Here is a 21,527-nt window from a genome sequence, read left to right on the forward strand (position 1 = left end):
GTGGACCTCGACGACGGCACCCCACCCCGGCCCGGGCGAAGCCTCGCCCCACTCCTGCCCACCCGCCGTCGATCCCGGCTGCGCTCCAGCCCCCGGCTCGCCCGGCTGGCCGTCCTGCTGGCCGCGTTCGTCTGCGCGGCCTGCGGGCTCGTCTACGAACTCGAACTCGTCGCGCTCGGCGACTACCTGCTCGGGGACACGGTCACCCAAACCTCCGTCGTGCTCTCCGTCATGGTGTTCGCGATGGGCCTCGGCTCGCTGCTCGTCAAGCGGCTCACCAGCCGCCCCGCCACCGCCTTCGCCCTGGTCGAGTGCGCGCTCGCGCTCACCGGCGGGCTCTCCGTCCTCGCGCTCTACTCCTGCTGGGCCTGGATCGGCCGCTACCAGGTCGCCGTGGTCGGCCTGACCTGCCTGATCGGCATCCTGATCGGCGCCGAGATCCCGCTGCTGATGACCCTCATCCAGCGGATCCGGCGCGAGGACGCCGGACGGGCCGTCGCCGACCTGTTCGCCGCCGACTACGTGGGCGCGCTGATCGGCGGCCTCGCCTTCCCGTTCCTGATCCTGCCCGCCCTCGGCCCCGGCGACGGCGCACTGCTCACCGGCGCCGTCAACGCCGTCGCGGGGGCCGCCGTGGTGCTCTGGCTGTTCCGCGAGGAACCCGCCCCCCGGATCCGGCGGCTGCTCTGGGGCGGCTGCCTGCTCGTCCTCGCCCTGCTCGCGGCCGCCGCGGCCGGCTCCGACGCGATCGAGCGCGCCGCCCGGTACGCCCTCTACGGCGACGACGTCCGCTACGCCACCCGCAGCCGGCACCAGGAGATCGTGCTCACCGGCCCCGCCGAGGGCCCGCTCCGGCTCTACCTGGACGGCCGGCTCACGGTCTGCGGGCCCGACGAGTACCGGGCCGGCGAGGGACTGGTCCACCCCGCCATGGCCGGCGGCCCGGACGCCCGGGTGCTGCTGCTCGGCGGCGGCGACGGGCTCGCCCTGCGGGAGGTGCTGCGGCACCGGGGCGTCCGGGCCGTCCGGCTGGTCGACGGCGACCCCGCGCTCCCCCGGCTCGCCCGCACCGACCCCGGGCTCGCCGCCCTCGGCGGCCGCTCGCTGGACGACCCCCGGGTCAGCACCACCGCGGCCGACCCGATGGCCTGGCTGCGCGGTGCGGGCGCCTCCGGCGGGGACGGGCCGTACGACGTGGTGCTCGCCGACCTCCTGGCACCGGGCGACGGCGGACCGGTCAAATTCCACTCCGAGGAGTTCTACGGCCTCGCCGCCAGGCTGCTCGCCCCCGGCGGGCGGATCGCCGTCCGCGCCGGAAGCGGCACGGACGGCACGGACGGCACAGCCAGCCCGGACGGCCTGAACAGCCTCTGGCAGATCGAGTCCGGGCTGCACCGGGCAGGCCTGCGCACCGCCCCGTACGCCGTCGCGGGCAGCGCCACGGCCACCTGCCGCCCCGGCCCGCCGGACGGCACCCAGAACTTCCTCCTCGCCGCCGACGCCCAGCCCCCGCTCGGCCTCGCCCCCGACGCCCCGCCACCCCGCGCCCTCACCCCCGAAGCCCTCCGCGGCTCCGCCGCCCGCCTCACCGCCCTCCGCCCCGCCCACCCACCGGCCGCCTTCACCCTCCTCGGCCCCCGCTGAGCCTCCGGGAAGCCACGTGCGAGCCGCCGGGGTGGGGCGACGGCCCTCCCCGACTCTCCCCCGGTCCCAGCCCTCTGGTGCGGCCCCGCGAGGAACCGCCGAAGGACGAGCCCGTCACCGCCACGAGCCACCCCGACCGGGACCCGCGGCACACCGGCCCCCGCAGGGCGGGACCGATGGTGCGACGGCCAAGGGAACAGGTGGGACGGGGAAAATCTGATGGTGGTGGGTAGGGACCGGGCGGGGACCAGTCGGTAGGCTCCGTGGCATGGAGCATGAGGTTGTCGTCCCGATGTCCGCCGAGCTGGTGAGGCAGGCCTTGCAGGATCCGGCGCTGCTGGCGCAGAGTGTGCCGGGGCTGAGCACCGAGCCCGCCGCGGTCGGGGCAGGCTCGGCCGAGGAGATCGGCGGCCGGCTGAAGCTGCGGATCGGCGGCTCCACGATCACGTACAAGGGCGTGCTGTCGCTGATCGAGGGCCGCGAGGGCGTGCTGACCGTGCTCGCCGAGGGCGAGGAGGCCCGGGGCAGCGGTGAGGTGACCGCCACCGTCCGGGTCAGCGTCGCGGACGGCGCCGAGGACGGCACCGCGGCGATCCGCTTCACCGGTGACCTGAGCGCCACCGGCCGGCTGACCGAGTTCGACGAGGAGACCCTCGACACCGCCGGCCGCCGCCTGCTGGACCGTTTCGCCGCCGCGCTGGCCGCCCCGGAGGGCGAGCAGCCGCAGGAGCGGGAGGAGGACCGGGAGGAGGGCAACGAGGCAGCCGAGCCCGAGGCCGACGCCGAGTCCGAGGCCGAGCCCGAGACGGGCACCGACGCCGGCGTGGTCTACCTGGAGGAGCACCAGGACCAGCCCGGCGACGACCTGGACGACGACCTCTCCGACCTGATCGCCTTCTCCGACGCCGACGCCGAGCGCTTCGGTCTGCCCACCGGCTCCGCGGACTCCGACGAGGAGGGCACGGACGAGGAGGACGACGTCGACGACGCGGACGCCGTCGCCGAGGAACTCCCCGCCGAGCCGCTCTTCGCGTACGAGGAGGAGCCGGTGCTCACCGGCCCGGTGCGCCGCAGCATCGTCGGCCGGTCCGCCGAGGAGGTGGACCACGCCCCGCCGCGCGGCCCGTACGCCCCGGCGCTGCCCGCCCGCAGCGCGCGGGCCCGGGCGGCGTCCCGGTGGGGCGGCGAGGCCGGCGGGATCGTGGTGCCGGGCACCGGCGGCCGCAGCGCGGTGCCGTGGGTGATCGGCGGCTCGGTGGCCCTGCTGGGCGGTGCCGTGGTGCTGGTCAGGGCGCTGCGCCGGCGCTGAGCCCGGGGCGCCGGGTCCGTGCTCAGGGCCTAGACTGAACGCTCATGAGCAACGACCGCGACGCCCTGCTGGCACAGATCAAGGACAAGGCCGTCGTGCACGGCAAGGTCACCCTTTCCTCCGGCAAGGAGGCCGACTACTACGTCGACCTGCGCCGGATCACGCTGGACGGCGTGGCCGCCCCGCTGGTCGGCCGGGTGATGCTGGACGCGACCTCCCACCTGGAGTACGACGCCGTCGGCGGGCTGACCCTGGGCGCCGACCCGGTGGCCACCTCGATGCTGCACGCCGCCGCCGCGCGCGGCCGGCAGCTGGACGCCTTCGTGGTCCGCAAGACCGGCAAGGCGCACGGCCTCCAGCGCCGCATCGAGGGCCCCGAGGTGAAGGGCCGCCGGGTGCTGGCCGTCGAGGACACCTCCACCACCGGCGGCTCGGTGCTGGCCGCCGTGGAGGCGCTGCGCGAGGCGGGCGCCGAGGTGGTCGGCGTCGCGGTGATCGTGGAGCGCGGCGGCGCGGGTGCCGTCGAGGCGCAGGGCCTGGAGTACGTGACCGCGTACACCCTGGAGGACCTGGGTCTCTGACCCCGGCCGCCCCGAGGACGACGGAGGGCCGGTCCCGTTTCACGTGAAACGGGACCGGCCCTCGCCATGTCCGCCGGTGGGCGCTCGGCCGGTGGGCGCTCAGCCCCGCCGGTGCCGGCCGCCGCCGACCTGGGCCGGGTTCTCGGCGTCGGCCTCGGCACCGCCCGCCCGCTTCTTCCTCCGCTCGCGCATGACCTCGACCAGGATCGGCGAGATCGACAGCAGGACGATCAGCAGCACGGCCGGGATCAGGTACTTGTCGATCACCGGGGCGAGCGCGTCACCGAAGAAGTAGCCGATCAGCAGCATGGACTCGGTCCACAGCACACCGCCGATCACGTTCCAGAGGAAGAAGGTCCGGGCGGGCATCTCCAGGGTGCCGGCGACCGGGTTCAGGAAGGTGCGGATGATCGGCATGAAGCGGGCCAGCACGACGGCCTTGCCCGCACCGAACTTGTTGAAGTACTCCTCCGCCTTCACCACGTACTCGCGGCGGAAGATCTTCGACTCGGGCTTGTCGAACATCTTCGGCCCGACCTTGACCCCGATCAGGTGGCCCAACTGGGCACCGGCGATCGCCGCGATCGGGCAGCCGATCAGCAGGACGGCGATCGGCAGCTTGGCGCCGTCGCCGAGCACCGAGGAGGCGGCGTTCGACGCGGCGACACCCGCGAGGATCAGCAGCGAGTCACCCGGGAAGAAGAAGCCGACCAGCAGGCCGGTCTCCGCGAAGATGATCGCGATCAGCCCGATGGCGCCGAGGGACGAGATCAGGGATTTGGCGTCGAGCAGGTTGACGGCCAGCTGGTTGTAGTCCACGGGCGCAGGATAGCGGGCGCACCTGGCCGACGACGGCTCCCGACCCCCGCCCGGACCGCCCGGGGCCCGTCGCACACCCGCACCCTGCGGCGTTCCGCATGGCGGGCTCCTGCTGACCGGCGGGCACGAGTCTGGGAAGATGGCACGGGCGTCCGGTCCGCAACGGCACACCACCCTCATGGCCGTACCGCGGAGGTCGCCTCGAACGTGCCGGAGAGCCACCGCAACGCCGCGCGTCGGCGGGCCGGCACGGAGTCGTCACGAAGGCGTACACAGCGTCGGACAGCACCGTCCGTACGCCGCAACCCGACAGGAGCGGATCGCATGCCCATCGCAACTCCCGAGGTCTACAACGAGATGCTGGACCGGGCCAAGGCGGGCAAGTTCGCCTACCCGGCCATCAACGTCACCTCGTCGCAGACCCTGCACGCCGCACTGCGTGGTTTCGCCGAGGCCGAGAGCGACGGCATCATCCAGATCTCGACCGGTGGCGCGGAGTTCCTGGGCGGCCAGCACAGCAAGGACATGGTGACCGGCGCCGTCGCGCTCGCCGAGTTCGCCCACATCGTCGCCGCCAAGTACGACATCACGGTCGCGCTGCACACCGACCACTGCCCGAAGGACAAGCTGGACGGCTACGTCCGCCCGCTGCTGGCGGTCTCCGCCGAGCGCGTGGCCAAGGGCCAGAACCCGCTGTTCCAGTCGCACATGTGGGACGGCTCGGCCGAGACCCTCTCCGACAACCTGGCCATCGCCCAGGAGCTGCTGGCCCAGGCCGCCGCCGCCAAGATCATCCTTGAGGTCGAGATCACCCCGACCGGCGGCGAGGAGGACGGCGTCACCCACGAGATCAACGACGAGCTGTACACCACCGTCAACGACGCCGTGCGCACCGCCGAGGCGCTGGGCCTGGGCGAGAAGGGCCGCTACCTGCTGGCCGCCTCCTTCGGCAACGTGCACGGCGTCTACAAGCCGGGCAACGTCGTGCTGAAGCCGGAGCTGCTGCGCGAGCTCCAGGACGCGATCGGCAAGCAGTACGGCAAGACCGACCCGTTCGACTTCGTCTTCCACGGCGGCTCGGGCTCGACCACCGAGGAGATCGCCACCGCGCTGGAGAACGGCGTCGTGAAGATGAACCTGGACACCGACACCCAGTACGCCTTCACCCGCCCGGTGGCCGGCCACATGTTCGCCAACTACGACGGCGTGCTGAAGGTCGACGGCGAGGTCGGCAAGAAGAACACCTACGACCCGCGCACCTGGGGCAAGCTGGCCGAGGCCGGCATGGCCGCCCGCGTGCGGGAGGCCGCCGAGCAGCTGCGTTCGGCGGGCAAGCGCCTGAAGTGAGGCCCTCGCGCCCCACATGAGGAACGGGTGCCCCCGGCGGTCCTCCGCCGGGGGCACCCGCGCGTCCGGGTGTCCGCCACCCGGGCCGTGGCTACTGCTTGAGCTCCGCGTAGGCCTCCGCGCTGCTGTCCTTCAGGAACTGCCAGCAGCGGGCCTCCTCCTCGGTCTCCTTGATCGCGCCGGCCGCCCGCGCGAGCGCCGCCAGGCAGCGCAGGAAGCCGCGGTTGCCGCGGTGCTCCCACGGCACCGGGCCGTGGCCCTTCCAGCCGTTGCGCCGCAGCGCGTCCAGACCGCGGTGGTAGCCGGTACGGGCGTAGGCGTACGACTCGACGTACCGGCCGGCCGCGTAGGCGTCGTCAGCGAGCATGGCCCAGGCCAGGCAGAAGACCGGGAACTCGGCCGCCACCTGGGTCGGGGAGGCGGACTCCTCCGCCAGCATCCGGTAGGGCCGCTCCTCCTCCGGGAGGAGGGTCGGGTCGGGACCGTCGAGAAGGTTGCTGTGAATCGCCATGCCCTGAAGTCTGCCACCCGAGACGCAGGGGTCAACCGGCGTCCCGGAACGGGCCACCGTCCCCGGGGGCTCACGCCGCATACCAGGTATGTAGACATTCACCCGTTCGCCATGCCAGTGTGAAGATCATGTCCGCAGCCCGATCCGTCGGCGGGCGGGTCGCACCGCCCCGGAAGAAGGGCGGCAGCCGACGCCGCCGACCGTCTCGGAGATTCGGCCCTGGCATGCTCACGGCATTGCTGCTCTCCCTGCTGGTGCTGGGCGCCGCGGCGGTCATGCTGAACCGCTCCACGGGAACCCCGGCCGCCGCCCCGAGCACCCAGGCGCGGGTCGCCCCACCGGCCGAACAGGCCTCCATGGAGTCGCCGGCGCCCGTCCAGGCCCCGCCGACCCCTCCCCCGGCCGCGCCCCCCACCCCGACTCCCACGCCCACGCCCACGCCGACTCCCACACCCAAGCCGACACCCACCCCGACGCCGACTCCGACACCCACCGGACCGGACCCCGGCCCCACCGGGGGCGCGGGCACCTTCGCCATCGCCCCCGCCACCGCCAAGGCGGTCGGACAGGGCACCATCCGCCGCTACCGGGTCGAGGTCGAGGACGGCATCGGGATCGACGCGGCGGCCGCCGCCACCCAGATCCACGGCATCCTCGGCGACAAGCGCGGCTGGACCAGCGACCGCAAGGACGGCTTCCAGCTGACCGCCGGCGGCTCGTACGACTTCACCGTGAAGATCGCCTCACCGGCCACCGTGGACCGGATCTGCGGCGCCGCCGGCCTGGACACCCACGGCGAGGTCAACTGCAACGTCGGAAACCAGGTGCTCGTCAACTCCAAGCGCTGGAACACCGGCTCACCCCAGTTCAGCGGACCGCTGGACGAGTACCGGGCGCTGATCGTCAACCACGAGGTGGGCCACCGGATCGGCCACGGGCACGAGAGCTGCCCCGGGGAGGGCAAGCCCGCGCCCGCGATGATGCAGCAGATCTACGGCCTCAAGGGCTGCACCCCCAACGCCTGGCCGTACTCGGCGGAGGGCACCTACCTGAGCGGGCCGTCCGTCCCGTAGGACGCGGGCCCGGCTACCCGAACACCGGCAGGTACGTCCGCAGGTCGCTGCGCTCCCCCGAGGCGGACACCGCGGCCCCCTCCACCGAGGCCGCCCAGTCGGCCCGGCCGGTGGCCAGCCGGATCCAGGTCAGCGGGTCGGTCTCCACCACGTTGGGCGGGGTGCCCCGGGTGTGCTTCGGCCCGGGCACGGCCTGGACGACCGCGTACGGCGGGACCCGCAGCTCGACCGCGCCGCCGGGGGCGTGGTCGGCGAAGGCGTCGGCCAGCATCCGGGTGACGGCGGCGAGGGCCTGGCGGTCGTGCGGGAAGGCCTCCAGGCCGAGCGCGTCCGCCAGGTCGTCGGCGTGCACCACGGCCTCGACCAGCCTGGTCACCAGGTAGTCGGTCAGGAGCATCCGCCGGCCGACCACGACGGCGGTGGCCTCCGGGTCCGCCCCGGCCGGCCGGTCGAGCACGTCCCGTACGGCGTCGATCGACCGGTCGAACGCGGCGACCACCTCCGCGAGCGGACCGGCGAACCCGGTCGCCGCGTGGTCCGTCACCGCCTCGTCGACGGCCCCGGCCATCGTCCCGCTCAGCTCCGCGTAGCCGGCCAGCGAGAGCACCGGCCCGTCCGGCGCGGGGGCGTCCAGCGCGGCCGGCAGCCGGCCCAGCGCCAGGCTCAGGTGCGCCAGCAACTCCCGCACCCGCCAGGTGCCGAGTCGGGTCGGCCGCTCCAGCCGGTCGGCGGTGAGGCCGTGGACGACGGTGCGGAGCGCCTCGGTCTGGGCGGCCAGCGCGGCGCGGACCTTCTGCGGCTGGTACGTACGGGACTTGGCAGGCATGGGGCCCAACATACGTCGAGGGGCGGACGGTTCGGAAAGAACCGTCCGCCCCTCGGACCGGGCGGGCGTCAGGCCAGCAGGGCCTCGATGACGCCGGTGTGGGCGTCCTTCAGCTCCGCCAGCGAGACGCTGAACTGGCCCTGGACGTCCAGACTGTCGCCGTCCACGACACCGATCCGGGTGGCCGGCAGGCCCCGCGCGGTGCACATGTCGTTGAACCGGAGCTCCTCGCTGCGCGGCACCGCCACGACGGCGCGGCCGGCCGACTCCGAGAACAGCAGCACGAACGGGTCCTGGCCCTCGGGCACGACGATCCGCGCGCCGTGGCCGCCCTTGAGGCAGCTCTCCACCAGCGCCTGGCCGAGACCGCCGTCGGACAGGTCGTGCGCGGCGTCGATCATGCCGTCGCGCGAGGCGGCGATCAGGATCTCGCCGAGCAGCCGCTCGCGCTCCAGGTCCACCTCGGGCGGCAGGCCGCCGAGGTGGTCGTGGACGGCCTGCGACCAGGCCGAGCCGCCGAGCTCGTCCGCCGTGTCGCCGAGCAGGTAGAGCAGCTGCCCCTCCTCGGCGAAGGCCAGCGGGGTGCGCCGGGTGACGTCGTCGATGACACCGAGCACCGCGACCACCGGGGTCGGGTGGATGGCGACCTCGCCGGTCTGGTTGTACAGCGAGACGTTGCCGCCGGTGACCGGGGTGCCGAGCACCAGGCAGGCGTCGGCCAGACCGCGGGTGGCCTCGGCGAACTGCCACATCACGTCCGGGTCCTCGGGGGAGCCGAAGTTGAGGCAGTCGGAGACGGCGAGCGGCTTGGCACCGCCGGCCGCGACGTTGCGGTACGCCTCGGCCAGGGCCAGCTGGGCACCGGTGTACGGGTCCAGCTTGGCGAAGCGGCCGTTGCCGTCGGTGGCGACCGAGACGCCGAGGTTGGTCTCCTCGTCGATCCGGATCATGCCCGAGTCCTCGCCGGAGGCGAGCACGGTGTTGCCCAGCACGTAGCGGTCGTACTGGTTGGTGATCCAGGACTTGGAGGCCTGGTTCGGGTGGCTCGTGACCTTCAGCAGGTCGGCCTTGAGGCCCTCGCCGGTGGTCGGGCGGGCCAGCCGCTCGGCGGTCGGGGCGTCGGCCTGGAGCGCGTCCTGCCAGCTCGGGCGGGCGTACGGGCGCTGGTAGGTCGGGCCCTCGTGGGCGACGGTGCGCGGCGGGACGTCCACCACGAGCTCGCCGTGCCAGAAGATCTCCAGCCGCTCGCCGTCGGTCACCTCACCGATGACGTTGGCGATGACGTCCCACTTCTCGCAGATCTCCAGGAAGCGGTCGACCTTGTCGGGCTCCACGATCGCGCACATGCGCTCCTGCGACTCGCTCATGAGGATCTCCTCGGGCGAGAGCGTGTGGTCGCGCAGGTGCACGGTGTCGAGCTCGATCCGCATGCCGCCGGAGCCGGCCGAGGCCAGCTCGCTGGTGGCGCAGGACAGACCGGCGCCGCCGAGGTCCTGGATGCCCTTGACGAGCTTCTCCCGGAAGATCTCCAGGGTGCACTCGATCAGGAGCTTCTCCTGGAACGGGTCGCCGACCTGGACGGCCGGGCGCTTGGCCGGCTTCGTGTCGTCGAAGGTCTCGGAGGCCAGCACCGAGACGCCGCCGATGCCGTCGCCGCCGGTGCGGGCTCCGTACAGGATGACCTTGTTGCCGGCGCCGGAGGCCTGCGCGAGGTGGATGTCCTCGTGCTTCATGACGCCCACGCACAGCGCGTTGACCAGCGGGTTGCCCTGGTAGCAGGAGTCGAAGACGACCTCGCCGCCGATGTTCGGCAGGCCCAGGCAGTTGCCGTAGCCGCCGATGCCCGCGACGATCCCGGGCAGCACGCGCCGGGTGTCCGGGTGGTCGGCCGCACCGAAGCGCAGCGGGTCCATCACGGCGACCGGGCGGGCGCCCATCGCCAGGATGTCGCGCACGATGCCGCCGATGCCGGTGGCCGCGCCCTGGTAGGGCTCGATGTACGACGGGTGGTTGTGCGACTCGACCTTGAAGGTGACCGCGTAACCCTGGCCGACGTCGACCACACCGGCGTTCTCGCCGATGCCGACGAGCATCGCGTCCGAATCCGGCTTCTTGTCGCCGAACTGCTTCAGGTGGACCTTGCTGCTCTTGTACGAACAGTGCTCCGACCACATGACCGAGTACATGGCGAGTTCGGCGCCGGTCGGGCGGCGGCCGAGGATCTCCCGGATGCGCGCGTACTCGTCCTCCTTGAGGCCGAGTTCGGCCCAGGGCTGGGCGGCGTCCGGGGTCTGCTCGGCGTTCTTGACGGTGTCGAGGCTCATCAGGCGTTCACCAGCTGCTTCAGGACGGAAGTGAAGAAGCCCAGGCCCTCGGTGGTCGGACCGGTGAGCGGCTCCACGGCGTGCTCCGGGTGCGGCATCAGGCCGACGACATTGCCGGCGGCGTTGGTGATGCCGGCGATGTCGCGGTACGAACCGTTCGGGTTGACGTCGAGGTAGCGGGCGACGACCCGGCCCTCCGCCTCCAGTTCGTCCAGCACCCGCTCGTCGGCGACGAAGCGGCCCTCGCCGTTCTTCAGCGGGACGACGATTTCCTGGCCCACCGAGTAATCCCCGGTCCAGGCGGTGCCGGCGTTCTCGATCCGCAGCTTCTGGTCGCGGCAGACGAAGTGCAGCGAGTCGTTCCGGTGGAGCGCGCCGGGCAGCAGGTGCGATTCGCAGAGCACCTGGAAGCCGTTGCAGATACCGAGCACCGGCATTCCGAGCTTCGCCTGCTCGATGACGGACTCCATCACCGGCGAGAAGCGGGAGATCGCACCGCAGCGCAGATAGTCGCCGTAACTGAATCCGCCCGGCAGGACGACGGCGTCGACCTGGTGGAGATCCTTGTCACGGTGCCAGAGGGCGACCGGCTCGGCGCCGGCGAGACGGACCGCCCGCTGGGCGTCACGGTCGTCGAGGGAGCCCGGGAAAGTGACGACGCCGACGCGGGTGGTCACTTGCCCTCCTCCTCGACCCGGACGGTGAAGTCCTCGATCACGGTGTTGGCGAGAAAGGTCTCGGCGGCTTCGCGGATACGGGCGAGCGCCGCGTCGTCGACCGGGCCCTCCACATCCAGCTCGAAACGCTTGCCCTGGCGGACGTCGGCGATCCCGGTGAATCCGAGACGGGGCAGTGCGCGCTGCACCGCCTGTCCCTGGGGGTCGAGGATCTCCGGCTTGAGCATGACGTCGACTACGACGCGTGCCACTGGCACTCCCGGTGGTGTCTTCGGTGAGGCGGGGGAACTCCAGACTACCGGTGGTTTCGGGCAGGATTGCTGGCCGGGCATAGCGACGCGCGTAGACCAAGGCCCCTTACACCGCAAGGGATCCGGCCCCCTGACCCCCCGTCGGACCCGTCCGGTTTCCGTGGAAACGGCACCAGGAACGACACCCGGAAGGGCACTCGGAACGGCACTCGGAAGGCCACCGGGAACGACCCCGCCCGGAGAACACCCGAATACGGCACTTGGGGACAGATCCGCCCGTCCCGCACATCGGTATCCGGCGCACCCGACGAAGACTCGTGAATATCCGGAAAAGAATGCCGGACTCTTCGATTTCGACCCCCTTCGGGTGCAGAATAGGGCCACCTGTCGCGGCAAGTGCTGCGTATCAGGCGGGCCACCGGGTCCGCCCGTACGTACTTGCGCGAGTTGGTGCACATCAGGCCTCGGTACCCCCTCGGACCGGCGGCCGAATTGCCCGAGAGGATTGACACCCATGGCTCAGCGTGTAGTTGTCACGCTCTCCGACGACCTGGACGGCGGCGCCGCCGCGGAAACCGTCCACTTCGGCGTCGACGGGAAGTCGTACGAGATCGACCTGTCCGTGGACAACGCGGAAAAGCTGCGGGAGGCCCTCGCTCCGTTCGTCGCCGCCGGCCGCCGGCAGAGCCGTACCGGAAAGTCCTTCCGCCGCACCGCCCTCACTCCGGACCCGGCCGCGGTCCGCGCCTGGGCGCTGTCCCGCGGGATGGAACTCCCGGCCCGGGGCCGTATCCCCAAGCACGTCTACGAGGCGTTCGCCGAGGCGAACTGAGCCCCGCGGGACTCCGTTCCCGGGTCGCCCCTCCCGCCCGGACCGAAGGGTGGGGCGACCACCCCGAAAGATGCTGTAGAGTATTCCTCGTCGCCGCAACGGAGAGATCCGAAGAGGCGGCGGGTGCCCCACCAGGCACCGTGCGGACGTGGCTCAGTTGGTAGAGCATCACCTTGCCAAGGTGAGGGTCGCGAGTTCGAATCTCGTCGTCCGCTCGCAGTGCGCGAGCACAGCACAACTCAATAGTTTGACCTGCGGACGTGGCTCAGTTGGTAGAGCATCACCTTGCCAAGGTGAGGGTCGCGAGTTCGAATCTCGTCGTCCGCTCAGATACGAAGGGCCCCCTCGTTTGAGGGGGCCCTTCGGCATTCCCTCCGACGACCGCGATATCCACCCATGACATTTGTCATCGCCGACCCGTGGATACCCACCGCCGTCCCATGACGGCCCGCACTGCCCGCGCGGCCCGGTCGGCGGAAGGCTTGAGGCATGGAAACGAGCCGGGCCCCCCGCCCCAGCGAAGACGTGATCGAGGTCACCGACCTGCACCGCCACTACGGCGGCGGCACCTCCGGGTACCACGCCGTGCGCGGTGTGGACCTCACCGTCCGCCGCGGCGAGCTGTTCGCCCTGCTGGGCACCAACGGGGCCGGCAAGACCTCCACCATGGAGGTCATCGAGGGCCTGGCCGCGCCCACCGGCGGCACCGTCCGGGTGCTCGGCCGGGACCCGTACAAGGAGCGCGCCGCCGTCCGGCCGCGGATCGGCGTCATGCTCCAGGAGGGCGGCTTCCCCGGCGAGCTCACCGCCGCCGAGACCGGCCGGGTCTGGGCCGGGATGACCAGCGGCGCCCGCCCGGTGGCGGAGGCGCTGGAGCTGGTCGGCCTCGGCCACCGGGCGAACGTCCGGGTCAAGCAGCTGTCCGGTGGCGAGAGGCGCCGGCTGGACCTCGCGATGGCCCTGCTCGGCCGCCCCGAGGTGCTCTTCCTGGACGAGCCCAGCACCGGCCTCGACCCGGAGGCGCGCGCCTCCGTCTGGCAGCTGGTGCGCGAGCTGCGCGCCCAGGGCACCACGGTGCTGCTCACCACGCACTACCTGGAGGAGGCCGAGGAGCTGGCCGACCGGCTGGCCATCATGCACGGCGGCCGGGTCGTCACCGCCGGCACCGTCGCCGAGGTGATCGCCGACCGGCCCTCCCGGATCAGCTTCCGGCTGCCCGAGTTCGCCGGAGCTCCCCTGCCCGTCCTGGCCGGGGCCGAGTTCACCATCGACGGCGACAAGGTCACCGTGCAGACCCTCGCCCTCCAGGACGCCCTCACCGACCTGCTCGGCTGGGCCCGCCACCACGGCATCGCGCTCGGCGCCCTGGACGCCCGCAGCGCCTCGCTGGAGGAGGCCTTCCTCGCGATCGCCTCCGAGGCCGCCCACCAGAACCCGCCGCAGGCGCCCGCCGCCACCCGTCCCGCCCGCCGCCGCCTGATCGGATCCGCCCGATGACCACCGCCGCCACCCTCACCGCCGGTCCGAAGAGCACCACCGTCCGCCGGCTGCTCGCCCTCGGCCGGGCCGAGGCCACCCTGCTGCTGCGCAACCGCACGGCGCTGTTCACCGCCCTGCTGCTGCCGCTGATCCTCGTCTTCACCCTGAAGAGCACGCTCTCCCAGCAGGCCGAGTCCAACCCCGGGCTGGACGTCGACTCGCTGCTGGTCTACGGCTCGGTCGGGATGGTCCTGGCCTTCGTCGTGTACTACAACCTGACCGCCGCGTACGTCGGACGGCGCGGTGAGCTGGTCCTCAAGCGGCTGCGCACCGGCGAGGCCCGGGACCTGGAGATCCTGCTCGGCACGGCCGTCCCGTCGCTCACCCTCGGGCTGCTGATGGCCGCCCTGATCGGGGTCGGCGGCAGCCTCGGCCTGCACCTGGCCGTGCCGGTCAACCCGCTGCTGATGCTGGTCGGCCTGCTGCTGGTGCTGGCCACCATGATCGCCCTGGCCGCGCTGTCCAGCGCCTTCACCAGGACCGTCGAGAGCGCGGGCATCACCACCCTGCCGGTCATGCTGGTCATGCAGCTCGGCTCCGGCCTGTTCATCCCGCTGGAGGTCATGCCCAAGGTGATGGCCGACGTCTGCCGTCTGCTGCCGACCACCCCGGCCTTCCAGCTGATCCGCATCGGGTGGTTCGGGACCGACGGCTCGGCCCCCGCGACCGACTTCCTCGGCAGCTGGGGCGCGGCCGGCTCGCACCTGATCACCGGGACCATCTGGCTCGGCCTGTCCGTCTGGGGCGCGGTGCGCTACTTCCGCTGGGAGCCGCGCCGCTGAAGTCCACTGCCGGACTCCACCCGCTGAGCCCCACCGCTGAACCTCCGGCTGAGCCATGAACAGTAATCCGAAGGACCGTCCCCAGATTGACCTCTGATATGAAGGCAGCAAGCAGGATCGTGGTCGAACTGGGGGCGGAAGAATTGAGAATGCGGTCACCGCGCAGCAGCTGGGCGAACATGAGCAAGCCCCAGCGCACCGAGCTGTACTTCCGCTGGTCGCTCTACTCGCTGCCGCTGCTGGTGCTCCCGGTGACGCTGGTCGCCGCCGGAGCCCGGGCCGATCTGTCGGACTCCATCGGAACGGTCCGGATCTCCCTGCTGGTCGCGCTCGCCGCGACGCTGCTGAGCCTGCGGGCCTGCCGCACCTCGCTCGACCACTACCTCAAGCGCCCCACCGACCACCTGCGCTGGCTGGCCGTCACCGGCGCCTTCGCGGTGGCCGGCTCCTGGGCCGTCCTGCTGGTCGAGCCGCACTCCGACGGGGCGGCCGGCTCGCACGGAACGGCGTTCACCTTCACGGTCGTGACCCTCCTGCTCACCAGTGCCTTCGGGCCGGCGGCCATCGTGCTGTCACTGCCCCGGGCGGCCCTGGCCGCCGTCGGCGGGTTCCTCCTGGTGGCCCCGGCGATGGTGCTGGCCGGGTACGGCGTCCCCCGCACCGCCGGGCAGCTGGTCGGCATCCTGATCGTGCTGCCCGTCCTCGGCGGGACCTGCCGCAGCTTCGCCTGGCTGACCGCGGCGGTCTGGGAGCTGGACGCCGCCCGCGAGGCGCAGTCCCGGCTGGCCGTCGCCGAGGAGCGGCTGCGCTTCTCCCGCGACCTGCACGACGTGATGGGCCGCAACCTCACCACCATCGCGCTGAAGAGCGAACTCGCCGTCCAGCTCGCCCGCCGCGGGCGCGAAGAGGCCGCCGACCAGATGGCCGAGGTGCAGAAGATCGCCCAGGAGTCGCAGCGCGAGGTCCGGGACGTCATCCGCGGCTACCGCACCGCCGACCTGCACGCCGAGGCGATCGGCGCCCGGGCGGTGCTGCGCTCGGCCGACGTCAGCTGCGAGATCGACCTCGGCGAGGACGCCGACCGGCTGCCGCCCGCGGTGCAGTCCGTGCTCGGCTGGGTGATCCGCGAGGCCACCACCAACGTGCTGCGGCACAGCGAGGCCGCCCGCTGCCTGATCCGGCTGCGGACCGAGGACGGACGGGCCGTGCTGGAGCTGGAGAATGACGGGGTGCCCGCCGTCCCGTTCCCCTCCCAGGGCAGCGGCACCGGGCTGCGCGGCCTGCGCGAACGGCTCGCCGCCCACGACGGCGAGCTGACCGTCCCGACCGTCGAGGCGGGCGTCTTCCGGATGCTCGCCACCGTCCCGCTCCCCCGCTGAGGAAGAAAGCGCCCGATGACCGAGAACGCCGCGCCCGTCCGCGTCCTGCTCGCCGACGACGAGCACCTGATCCGGGGCGCGCTGGCCGCGCTGCTCTCGCTGGAGGACGACATCGAGGTGGTCGCCCAGGCCGGCTCCGGCACGGAGGCGCTGGCGATGGCCCAGTCGCACCGCCCGGACGTCGCGGTGCTGGACCTCCAGATGCCGGGCAAGGACGGCATCGAGGTGGCCGCCCAGCTGCGGCTGCTGCTGCCGGACTGCCGCTGCATGATCGTCACCGGCCACGGCCGCCCGGGCTACCTGAAGCGGGCGCTGGAGGTCGGGGTGCGCGGCTTCCTGCCGAAGACCGTCTCGGCGGCGGACCTGGCCGGCATCATCCGCACCGTGCGCTCCGGCGGCCGGTACGTGGACCCGGAGCTGGCGGCGGACGCGATCAGCGCCGGGGAGACCCCGTTGACCCCGCGTGAGACGGACGTCCTGGAGCTGGCCGCCGACGGCACCCCGATCGCCGAGATCGCCGCGCGGGCCGCGCTGTCCCCGGGCACCGTGCGCAACTACCTGTCCTCGGCGGCCACCAAGCTGGGGGCGGAGAACCGGCACGCGGCGGTGCGGATCGCCCGCGAGCACGGCTGGATCTGAATCCAGCACTCGCGGGCGTCGCGCGACGCGTCAGGCCCAGCTGGTGCCGGTCAGCCGCTCGTAGACCTCGATGTACTTGGCCCTGGTCCGCTCGACCACCTCGTCCGGCAGGGCCGGCGGCGGCTCCTCGCCGTGGCGGTCCCAGCCGGAGGCCGGGGAGACCAGCCAGTCGCGGATCAGCTGCTTGTCGAAGGACGACTGCGAGCGGCCCGGCTGGTACTCGTCGGCGGGCCAGTAGCGGGAGGAGTCCGGGGTGAGCACCTCGTCGCCGATCACCAGCTCGCCGTCCAGCAGGCCGAACTCGAACTTGGTGTCGGCCAGGATGATGCCGCGCTCGCGGGCGATGCCCCGGGCCCGGGCGTAGACGTCCAGGGTGGTCCGGCGCAGCCGGGCGGCCAGGTCGGCGCCGATGCGGCGGGCGGTCTCCTCGTAGGAGACGTTCTCGTCGTGCTCGCCGACCTCGGCCTTGAGCGCCGGGGTGTAGATCGGGGCGGGCAGCTCGGAGCTGTTCTCCAGGCCCTCCGGCAGCGCGATGCCGCAGACCGTGCGGCTCTCCTCGTACTCGGCCAGGCCGGAGCCGGCCAGGTAGCCGCGGGCGACCGCCTCGACCGGGACCATCTCCAGGCTCCGGCAGACCAGCGTGCGGCCCTTCCAGTCGGCCGGGGCACCGGCCGGGACCTCGGCGGAGATCACGTGGTTGGGGACGATGTCGGCGATCCGGTCGAACCACCACATCGACAGCTGGGTGAGGATGCGGCCCTTGTCGGGGATCTCGTTCGGGAGCACCCAGTCGTGGGCGGACGTCCGGTCACTGGCCACCATGACCAGTTCACCCGACTCGGTGCGGTAGAGGTCGCGCACCTTGCCGGTGTGCAGGTGGACCAGGCCGGGTACCTGGACCGGCTCGGGCTTGGTGACAAATCCGCTCAAGGTGTTCAGTCCTCAGGGGTCGTTCACGGGCGGGGGCACCGCGAAAGGGGAGGTCACTGCCCCCGCAGTCTTTCACGACCGTCGCACGCTAGTTCTTGCAGAGCCGGTCCAGCAGGTTGGCGGTGGCCCGTTGGATCCGCTCGTCGGTCAGTCCCGGGCGGCCCAGCGCGGGCGACCAGGCGAAGGTGCCGGCCGCGAAGACGTACGCCCCGCTGGGCGCCCGGTAGAGCGAGGTCTCCTGGTAGCGGGTGCGGCCGACCGGGTCCTGGTAGGGCGAGTGCGCCAGCAGCACCCGCTCGACGTGCTCGGGCAGCGCCACCTTGGGGTAGTACCGGTCGGCCTCGCCGGCCACCAGTCCGGGCAGCTCGTCGCCCTCCTGGAGCCCGGTGCCGTCCCAGAGCCAGTGCGCGGTGTGCCGGGCCACCAGCGGGACGGGCGCGGCGACCCGCCCCGAGTACTGCACCCCGAGCAGGTGCTGCTCGGGCTCCCCGGCGTCCCGCCACAGTGCGCTGGCCGCGCCGGCCACCCCCGCGGCCGGGCTGCCGGGGCGGACCTTCTGCCGCTTGCGGCAGTTGAGCAGCCGGTTGGGCTCGCCGGAGGCGGCGGCGCTCAGCTCGACCCGCCAGTACATGGTGTTGGCGGAGAGGAACACCAGCGAGGTGCCGCCGTCCCGGGCCCGCTCGGCGGCCCGGCGCATCGGCTCGGACCAGTACTCGTCGTGGCCGGGGAAGACCAGCGCCCGGTGCCGGGACGGGTCCACCAGACCGGCGTGCAGGTCGGTGGCGGTGGCGTACGAGAGGTCGTAGCCGTAGCGCTCGGCCCAGCGGATGAAGTCGTACGCGTGACCGACGTGCAGCGGCAGCCCGGCGGTGGCGTGCGGGCGGTCGAAGGAGACGGTGACGGCCGCCTCCGGTTCGTCGACCAGGCCGCCGCGGCCGTCCCAGGCGTGGTACAGGCTGGCTCCGGTGCGGCCGTCCTCGGGGAACAGGTTGTACGCCTGCCAGGTCACGTCCGGGAGCACCAGCAGCAGTTCGGCGGTGCGCCCCTGCCCCTCGCAGTCCCGGACGGTGAACGGGATGTGGCTGCGGTGCAGCATGTCCGCGGTGGTCAGCACGGCGACGTACGAGCCGGGCTTCCAGTGCGGTGGGATCTGGAGCCGCCAGGAGTGCCACCAGTGGTGGCAGGAGACCGTCCGGTCGGCCACCAGCGGGGCGGGCTGGGCGAGGCCGGCGATGTGCGGGGTGGAGGTCATGAAGCGGGCGCCGTCGCCGCCGTAGTGGCCGATCCGGTAGACGTCCACGGTGAACTCGCGGGGCGGGTTGACGGTGACCCGGAAGTCCACCGAGCCGCCGGGGCGGACCACCCCGGCCGAGGCGAAGCCCTTGATCTGCTGGTCCACGTCGTTGGCGCCCTGCGGGGTGCCGACCGGCGGCTTGAGCCGGGTGCCGACGGCCAGCGGCTGCTGGCCGGGCGCGTCCACCGAGACGTACCAGGGGACGGCGCCCTCGGCCCCGGCCAGGTACTGGTCCGGGCTGCGCAGCCAGGGCAGCGGGCCCTGGCCGAAGGGGTCGGAGACGCTGTACGCGTGCGTGCCCGACTCCCAGCGACGGTTGAGTTCGGTCCTCACGCGCCCCTCCCAGGTGCACTTCCGCCCGGGGTTGGCACGTGCCCCCCGGATGTGCGTGCGGTCTAATACACCACAGAGTGCAGGCGCTGCGTCACCCTCCGGAGGCAATTGGCGCGGAGAATCTCGCGCGCCTCCCGGGGAGGGCCTCCGGCCTGCGAAGACGCCCGGCGGCCGGCGAGATCGGGGGCGCGTACGAGGGCACCGTGCGCCCTCCCGGACCGCCGGGGACGTCAGAGGCGCACGGGCTTCTCCAACCGGACGTCGGCGGCGTCGAGCCAGGCGCGCAGCGGTCCGTCCTGCCCCTGTTCGACGGCCTGGGCGACCGGACCGGCCAGGTCGGTCCGCCGGACCTCGCCGAGCAGCAGCACCGGGCCGTCCAGCCAGTCCAGGCCGGGGGCGCCGCCGGCGGTGTCCACGGCCGCGCAGCAGACCATCGCGGTGACGTGGTCGACCAGCAGGTCGCGGCCGCTGCGGGCGGGTTCGAGCAGCGGGGCCGGGGCGGTGGTGCGGGCCAGCTGGGCGGCGAGCGCGGCGGCCAGCAGCTCGCCGTCGCCCTCCGCCAGCCGGCCCAGCAGCCGGGTGAGGGTCGGGGCGCCGGGGCGGGACTGCGGGGCGAGCCGGTCCAGGGCGGTCTGGAGGGTGGCGGCGCCCGCCCGCCAGCCGGCATCCACGACCTCGGCCGGGTAGTCGGCCCACTCCAGCTCGTGCCAGCCGCCGGCCGCCGGGCGGCCGAAGAACAGGTCGGCGGCGAGCCGGGAGACCGCCCGGTCGACGTCGCCGGGCTCCTCCAGCAGGTCGCAGGCGGGGCGGTCGCCGAGCCGGCTGCCGTAGCCGTCGGCCAGCCGGTCGCGGCGGGAGAGTTCGGTGAGGGCGGCGACCACGCCGGCGTTGAGGTGGGCCGGGTGGCGGCCGAGCCGCCAGGCGGGCAGTGCGACCCGGGTGAGCAGCCGGTCCCAGCCGGCGTAGGCGAGGCCGACCTGCTCCTGGGCGGCGATCCGCAGGCCGTAGTCGACCGTCCTGGCCCGCTCGGAGGCCCAGCTCGCGACCGAGCGCTCCAGCTCGGCGGAGTGGCCCCGGCAGGCGCCGAGCAGGCGGCGGGTGATCCGGCGGGTGATCCGGTCGGCGAACGCGGCCGGACCGCGCCGGGGCGGCCGGGGCGGCGCGGCCAGGACGGCGCCGCCGAGGCCGGGGGCGGTGCCGCCGCCGGAGTCCAGGCAGGCGTCCAGGCTGCGCAGGAAGCGGCGGGCGGCGGCGATCTCCGGGTCGGCGGAGGCGGCGGTGCCGGCCACCACCGGGGCGAGCAGGGCGCGCAGTTCACCGGAGCGCATCCACCACAGGAAGGGTGAGCCGATCACCAGCACGGGGGCGGGCGGCTCGGGGCCCGGGCGCAGCGGGTGCGGTCGGCTCCCGGGCTTCGGCGGAGCCGGCCGCCGGTCCGCCGGCACCTCCTCCAGCCAGCTGTCGCAGTCCGGGGTGAGGGCCACGGCGGAGGGCGCGGGCACGTCGAGCCGGTCGGCCAGCTCGTCGATCAGCCGGTACAGCTCGGGTGCCGCGGCGCGGTCCAGCGGGACGGCCGGGGTGGACGGCGGGACGGCCCGGCGCAGGGCCCGGGCGGTGAGCCCGGCCACCAGCAGGGTCAGGGCGGCGACGGCGCAGACCGCCCAGCGGGCGGCGTCCCAGCCGGCCGCGTCGGCGGCGCCGGGCGCGCCGATCCGGCCGGTGAACCGGCCCGCGAGCAGGATCACCGCGATGGCGGTGGGCAGGACGGCGGCGGCCCGGGCGAGGCCTCGGACCCGTAGGACCGCCTGAGCGTGAGCACGCGCGAGGTCGACTGCGGTCATACCGTGCGGCACCCCCTTCGGAGCCCTCCGGCGCCCGGCTTCGGGCTCCTGAGCCGACTCGAAACGATCAGTTCCGACCGGGAAGCGGAGGTGTCCGATCCCCGGTAGTGCATGCTGCGTGGCGCTACTGACATTTTCGACGCCCCGGTCCGGGTGGGCGTTCCGGATCGTCCCGGTTTCCACTCGTCCCGGTGACACCGCCCAGGTGTTCCGGTGACGCCGCCCGGACGGCGGCGACCGGTCCGGTGCGAAGCATCCGGACCACCACCTGGCCGGTCGCCGTCCAGCATCCCCCCGTGGGAGCACCGCTACCCGGCGGCGACCCCGGCGCACGGACCCCGTGCACCACGATCCAGCGCACCATAAGGCCGGGCAGCCGGTTACGTCAGCCGGATGCGGGTGCTGTCACCCGATGGGCTGGAATCCGTCGACCGAACGGTGTGTCCGCGCGCGCGGCCGCCCCGGCCCCGAAACGCCGGAGGGGCTGCGGCCATGGGGTTGACCGGCGCACGCCGGCGCCGGACGGCCCGGCCGCCGGGGGCCCGGGGCCGGGCCGCCACGCACCGCGGCCCCCGTGCGAGCGGTTCGCACGCTGT

At 73.3% G+C, this 21,527-nt stretch carries 19 protein-coding genes and 2 tRNA genes; 12 read left to right on the forward strand and 9 right to left on the reverse strand.

Annotated features, from left to right (window positions below; translation table 11 throughout):
* Window positions 1-54 precede the first annotated feature (54 nt).
* From ACFRAR_RS25305 to pyrE, 3 genes are all read left to right on the forward strand, one after another.
* Window positions 55-1,644 carry a polyamine aminopropyltransferase gene (locus ACFRAR_RS25305; RefSeq protein ID WP_380700489.1) on the forward strand — a complete coding sequence of 530 codons (1,590 nt, stop codon included), beginning with the start codon at window positions 55-57 and terminating at the stop codon, window positions 1,642-1,644.
* A 268-nt stretch (window positions 1,645-1,912) separates the two neighbouring features.
* Window positions 1,913-2,953: a CoxG family protein gene (locus ACFRAR_RS25310; RefSeq protein ID WP_380700473.1), complete on the forward strand. Its 1,041-nt coding sequence runs from the start codon at window positions 1,913-1,915 to the stop codon at window positions 2,951-2,953.
* Between the two features lie 44 nt (window positions 2,954-2,997).
* Window positions 2,998-3,534, forward strand: coding sequence for an orotate phosphoribosyltransferase (gene pyrE / locus ACFRAR_RS25315; RefSeq protein WP_380700474.1), 537 nt, complete (start codon window positions 2,998-3,000; stop codon window positions 3,532-3,534).
* A gap of 99 nt (window positions 3,535-3,633) precedes the next feature.
* On the opposite strand, the gene ACFRAR_RS25320 is transcribed toward pyrE, so the two are convergent.
* The gene (locus ACFRAR_RS25320; RefSeq protein ID WP_380700475.1) at window positions 3,634-4,353 is read right to left on the reverse strand and encodes a DedA family protein; all 720 of its coding nucleotides are present in this window, start codon (window positions 4,351-4,353) and stop codon (window positions 3,634-3,636) included.
* A gap of 324 nt (window positions 4,354-4,677) precedes the next feature.
* Between ACFRAR_RS25320 and fbaA the strand changes: the two genes are divergently transcribed.
* Entirely contained in the window at window positions 4,678-5,700 is a 1,023-nt protein-coding gene (fbaA, locus tag ACFRAR_RS25325; protein WP_380700476.1) for a class II fructose-bisphosphate aldolase, read from the forward strand.
* Window positions 5,701-5,791: 91 nt separating this feature from the next.
* On the opposite strand, the gene ACFRAR_RS25330 is transcribed toward fbaA, so the two are convergent.
* Complete coding sequence (locus ACFRAR_RS25330) at window positions 5,792-6,211, reverse strand: DUF3151 domain-containing protein (protein WP_380700477.1); 420 nt, start codon at window positions 6,209-6,211, stop codon at window positions 5,792-5,794.
* A gap of 224 nt (window positions 6,212-6,435) precedes the next feature.
* Here ACFRAR_RS25330 and ACFRAR_RS25335 point away from each other — a divergent pair, with 224 nt between their 5' ends.
* The gene (locus ACFRAR_RS25335; RefSeq protein ID WP_380700478.1) at window positions 6,436-7,284 is read left to right on the forward strand and encodes a DUF3152 domain-containing protein; all 849 of its coding nucleotides are present in this window, start codon (window positions 6,436-6,438) and stop codon (window positions 7,282-7,284) included.
* Between the two features lie 13 nt (window positions 7,285-7,297).
* Here ACFRAR_RS25335 and ACFRAR_RS25340 read toward each other — a convergent pair whose 3' ends face one another.
* From ACFRAR_RS25340 to purS, 4 genes are all read right to left on the reverse strand, one after another.
* On the reverse strand, window positions 7,298-8,110 hold the full coding sequence (locus ACFRAR_RS25340; RefSeq protein WP_380700479.1) for a sterol carrier family protein: 813 nt from the start codon (window positions 8,108-8,110) through the stop codon (window positions 7,298-7,300).
* 68 nt (window positions 8,111-8,178) lie between these two features.
* Window positions 8,179-10,434, reverse strand: coding sequence for a phosphoribosylformylglycinamidine synthase subunit PurL (gene purL, locus ACFRAR_RS25345; protein WP_380700480.1), 2,256 nt, complete (start codon window positions 10,432-10,434; stop codon window positions 8,179-8,181).
* On the reverse strand, window positions 10,434-11,111 hold the full coding sequence (gene purQ / locus ACFRAR_RS25350; protein WP_380700481.1) for a phosphoribosylformylglycinamidine synthase subunit PurQ: 678 nt from the start codon (window positions 11,109-11,111) through the stop codon (window positions 10,434-10,436). Before purQ ends, purL begins: the two co-directional genes overlap by 1 nt.
* Window positions 11,108-11,362 (reverse strand): phosphoribosylformylglycinamidine synthase subunit PurS, encoded by a 255-nt coding sequence (gene purS, locus ACFRAR_RS25355; RefSeq protein ID WP_049654013.1) that lies wholly within the window; start codon window positions 11,360-11,362, stop codon window positions 11,108-11,110. The genes purQ and purS overlap by 4 nt, the downstream gene beginning before the upstream one ends.
* A 514-nt stretch (window positions 11,363-11,876) precedes the next feature.
* On the opposite strand from purS, the gene ACFRAR_RS25360 reads away from it, so the two are divergent.
* From ACFRAR_RS25360 to ACFRAR_RS25390, 7 genes are all read left to right on the forward strand, one after another.
* Window positions 11,877-12,194: an Lsr2 family protein gene (locus tag ACFRAR_RS25360; RefSeq protein ID WP_030056585.1), complete on the forward strand. Its 318-nt coding sequence runs from the start codon at window positions 11,877-11,879 to the stop codon at window positions 12,192-12,194.
* 142 nt (window positions 12,195-12,336) lie between these two features.
* A tRNA-Gly gene (locus ACFRAR_RS25365) sits at window positions 12,337-12,409 on the forward strand.
* 39 nt (window positions 12,410-12,448) lie between these two features.
* Window positions 12,449-12,521, forward strand: a tRNA-Gly gene (locus tag ACFRAR_RS25370).
* Between the two features lie 162 nt (window positions 12,522-12,683).
* Window positions 12,684-13,691, forward strand: coding sequence for an ABC transporter ATP-binding protein (locus tag ACFRAR_RS25375; RefSeq protein WP_380700482.1), 1,008 nt, complete (start codon window positions 12,684-12,686; stop codon window positions 13,689-13,691).
* The gene (locus ACFRAR_RS25380) at window positions 13,688-14,515 is read left to right on the forward strand and encodes an ABC transporter permease (RefSeq protein ID WP_380700483.1); all 828 of its coding nucleotides are present in this window, start codon (window positions 13,688-13,690) and stop codon (window positions 14,513-14,515) included. Before ACFRAR_RS25375 ends, ACFRAR_RS25380 begins: the two co-directional genes overlap by 4 nt.
* A gap of 179 nt (window positions 14,516-14,694) precedes the next feature.
* Window positions 14,695-15,894 carry a sensor histidine kinase gene (locus tag ACFRAR_RS25385; RefSeq protein WP_380700484.1) on the forward strand — a complete coding sequence of 400 codons (1,200 nt, stop codon included), beginning with the start codon at window positions 14,695-14,697 and terminating at the stop codon, window positions 15,892-15,894.
* Window positions 15,895-15,909: 15 nt separating this feature from the next.
* Window positions 15,910-16,533: a response regulator gene (locus ACFRAR_RS25390; RefSeq protein ID WP_380700485.1), complete on the forward strand. Its 624-nt coding sequence runs from the start codon at window positions 15,910-15,912 to the stop codon at window positions 16,531-16,533.
* A 30-nt stretch (window positions 16,534-16,563) separates the two neighbouring features.
* Here ACFRAR_RS25390 and ACFRAR_RS25395 read toward each other — a convergent pair whose 3' ends face one another.
* From ACFRAR_RS25395 to ACFRAR_RS25405, 3 genes are all read right to left on the reverse strand, one after another.
* Window positions 16,564-17,463: a phosphoribosylaminoimidazolesuccinocarboxamide synthase gene (locus ACFRAR_RS25395; protein WP_380700486.1), complete on the reverse strand. Its 900-nt coding sequence runs from the start codon at window positions 17,461-17,463 to the stop codon at window positions 16,564-16,566.
* An 88-nt stretch (window positions 17,464-17,551) separates the two neighbouring features.
* Entirely contained in the window at window positions 17,552-19,090 is a 1,539-nt protein-coding gene (locus ACFRAR_RS25400; RefSeq protein ID WP_380700487.1) for a N,N-dimethylformamidase beta subunit family domain-containing protein, read from the reverse strand.
* Window positions 19,091-19,320: 230 nt separating this feature from the next.
* On the reverse strand, window positions 19,321-20,931 hold the full coding sequence (locus ACFRAR_RS25405) for a hypothetical protein (protein ID WP_380700488.1): 1,611 nt from the start codon (window positions 20,929-20,931) through the stop codon (window positions 19,321-19,323).
* Between the last annotated feature and the right edge of the window lie 596 nt (window positions 20,932-21,527).

The organism is Kitasatospora sp. NPDC056651, from assembly GCF_042792155.1.
Lineage (GTDB): Bacteria > Actinomycetota > Actinomycetes > Streptomycetales > Streptomycetaceae > Kitasatospora.

Coding starts and splice junctions, on each gene's coding strand:
- ACFRAR_RS25360 (WP_030056585.1), top strand. CDS start 11,877: ATGGCTCAGCGTGTAGTTGTCACGCTCTCCGACGACCTGGACGGCGGC.
- ACFRAR_RS25385 (WP_380700484.1), top strand. CDS start 14,695: ATGAGCAAGCCCCAGCGCACCGAGCTGTACTTCCGCTGGTCGCTCTAC.
- ACFRAR_RS25330 (WP_380700477.1), bottom strand. CDS start 6,211: ATGGCGATTCACAGCAACCTTCTCGACGGTCCCGACCCGACCCTCCTC.
- ACFRAR_RS25310 (WP_380700473.1), top strand. CDS start 1,913: ATGGAGCATGAGGTTGTCGTCCCGATGTCCGCCGAGCTGGTGAGGCAG.
- purL (WP_380700480.1), bottom strand. CDS start 10,434: ATGAGCCTCGACACCGTCAAGAACGCCGAGCAGACCCCGGACGCCGCC.
- ACFRAR_RS25380 (WP_380700483.1), top strand. CDS start 13,688: ATGACCACCGCCGCCACCCTCACCGCCGGTCCGAAGAGCACCACCGTC.
- ACFRAR_RS25340 (WP_380700479.1), bottom strand. CDS start 8,110: ATGCCTGCCAAGTCCCGTACGTACCAGCCGCAGAAGGTCCGCGCCGCG.
- fbaA (WP_380700476.1), top strand. CDS start 4,678: ATGCCCATCGCAACTCCCGAGGTCTACAACGAGATGCTGGACCGGGCC.
- ACFRAR_RS25375 (WP_380700482.1), top strand. CDS start 12,684: ATGGAAACGAGCCGGGCCCCCCGCCCCAGCGAAGACGTGATCGAGGTC.
- pyrE (WP_380700474.1), top strand. CDS start 2,998: ATGAGCAACGACCGCGACGCCCTGCTGGCACAGATCAAGGACAAGGCC.
- ACFRAR_RS25405 (WP_380700488.1), bottom strand. CDS start 20,931: ATGACCGCAGTCGACCTCGCGCGTGCTCACGCTCAGGCGGTCCTACGG.
- ACFRAR_RS25390 (WP_380700485.1), top strand. CDS start 15,910: ATGACCGAGAACGCCGCGCCCGTCCGCGTCCTGCTCGCCGACGACGAG.
- ACFRAR_RS25335 (WP_380700478.1), top strand. CDS start 6,436: ATGCTCACGGCATTGCTGCTCTCCCTGCTGGTGCTGGGCGCCGCGGCG.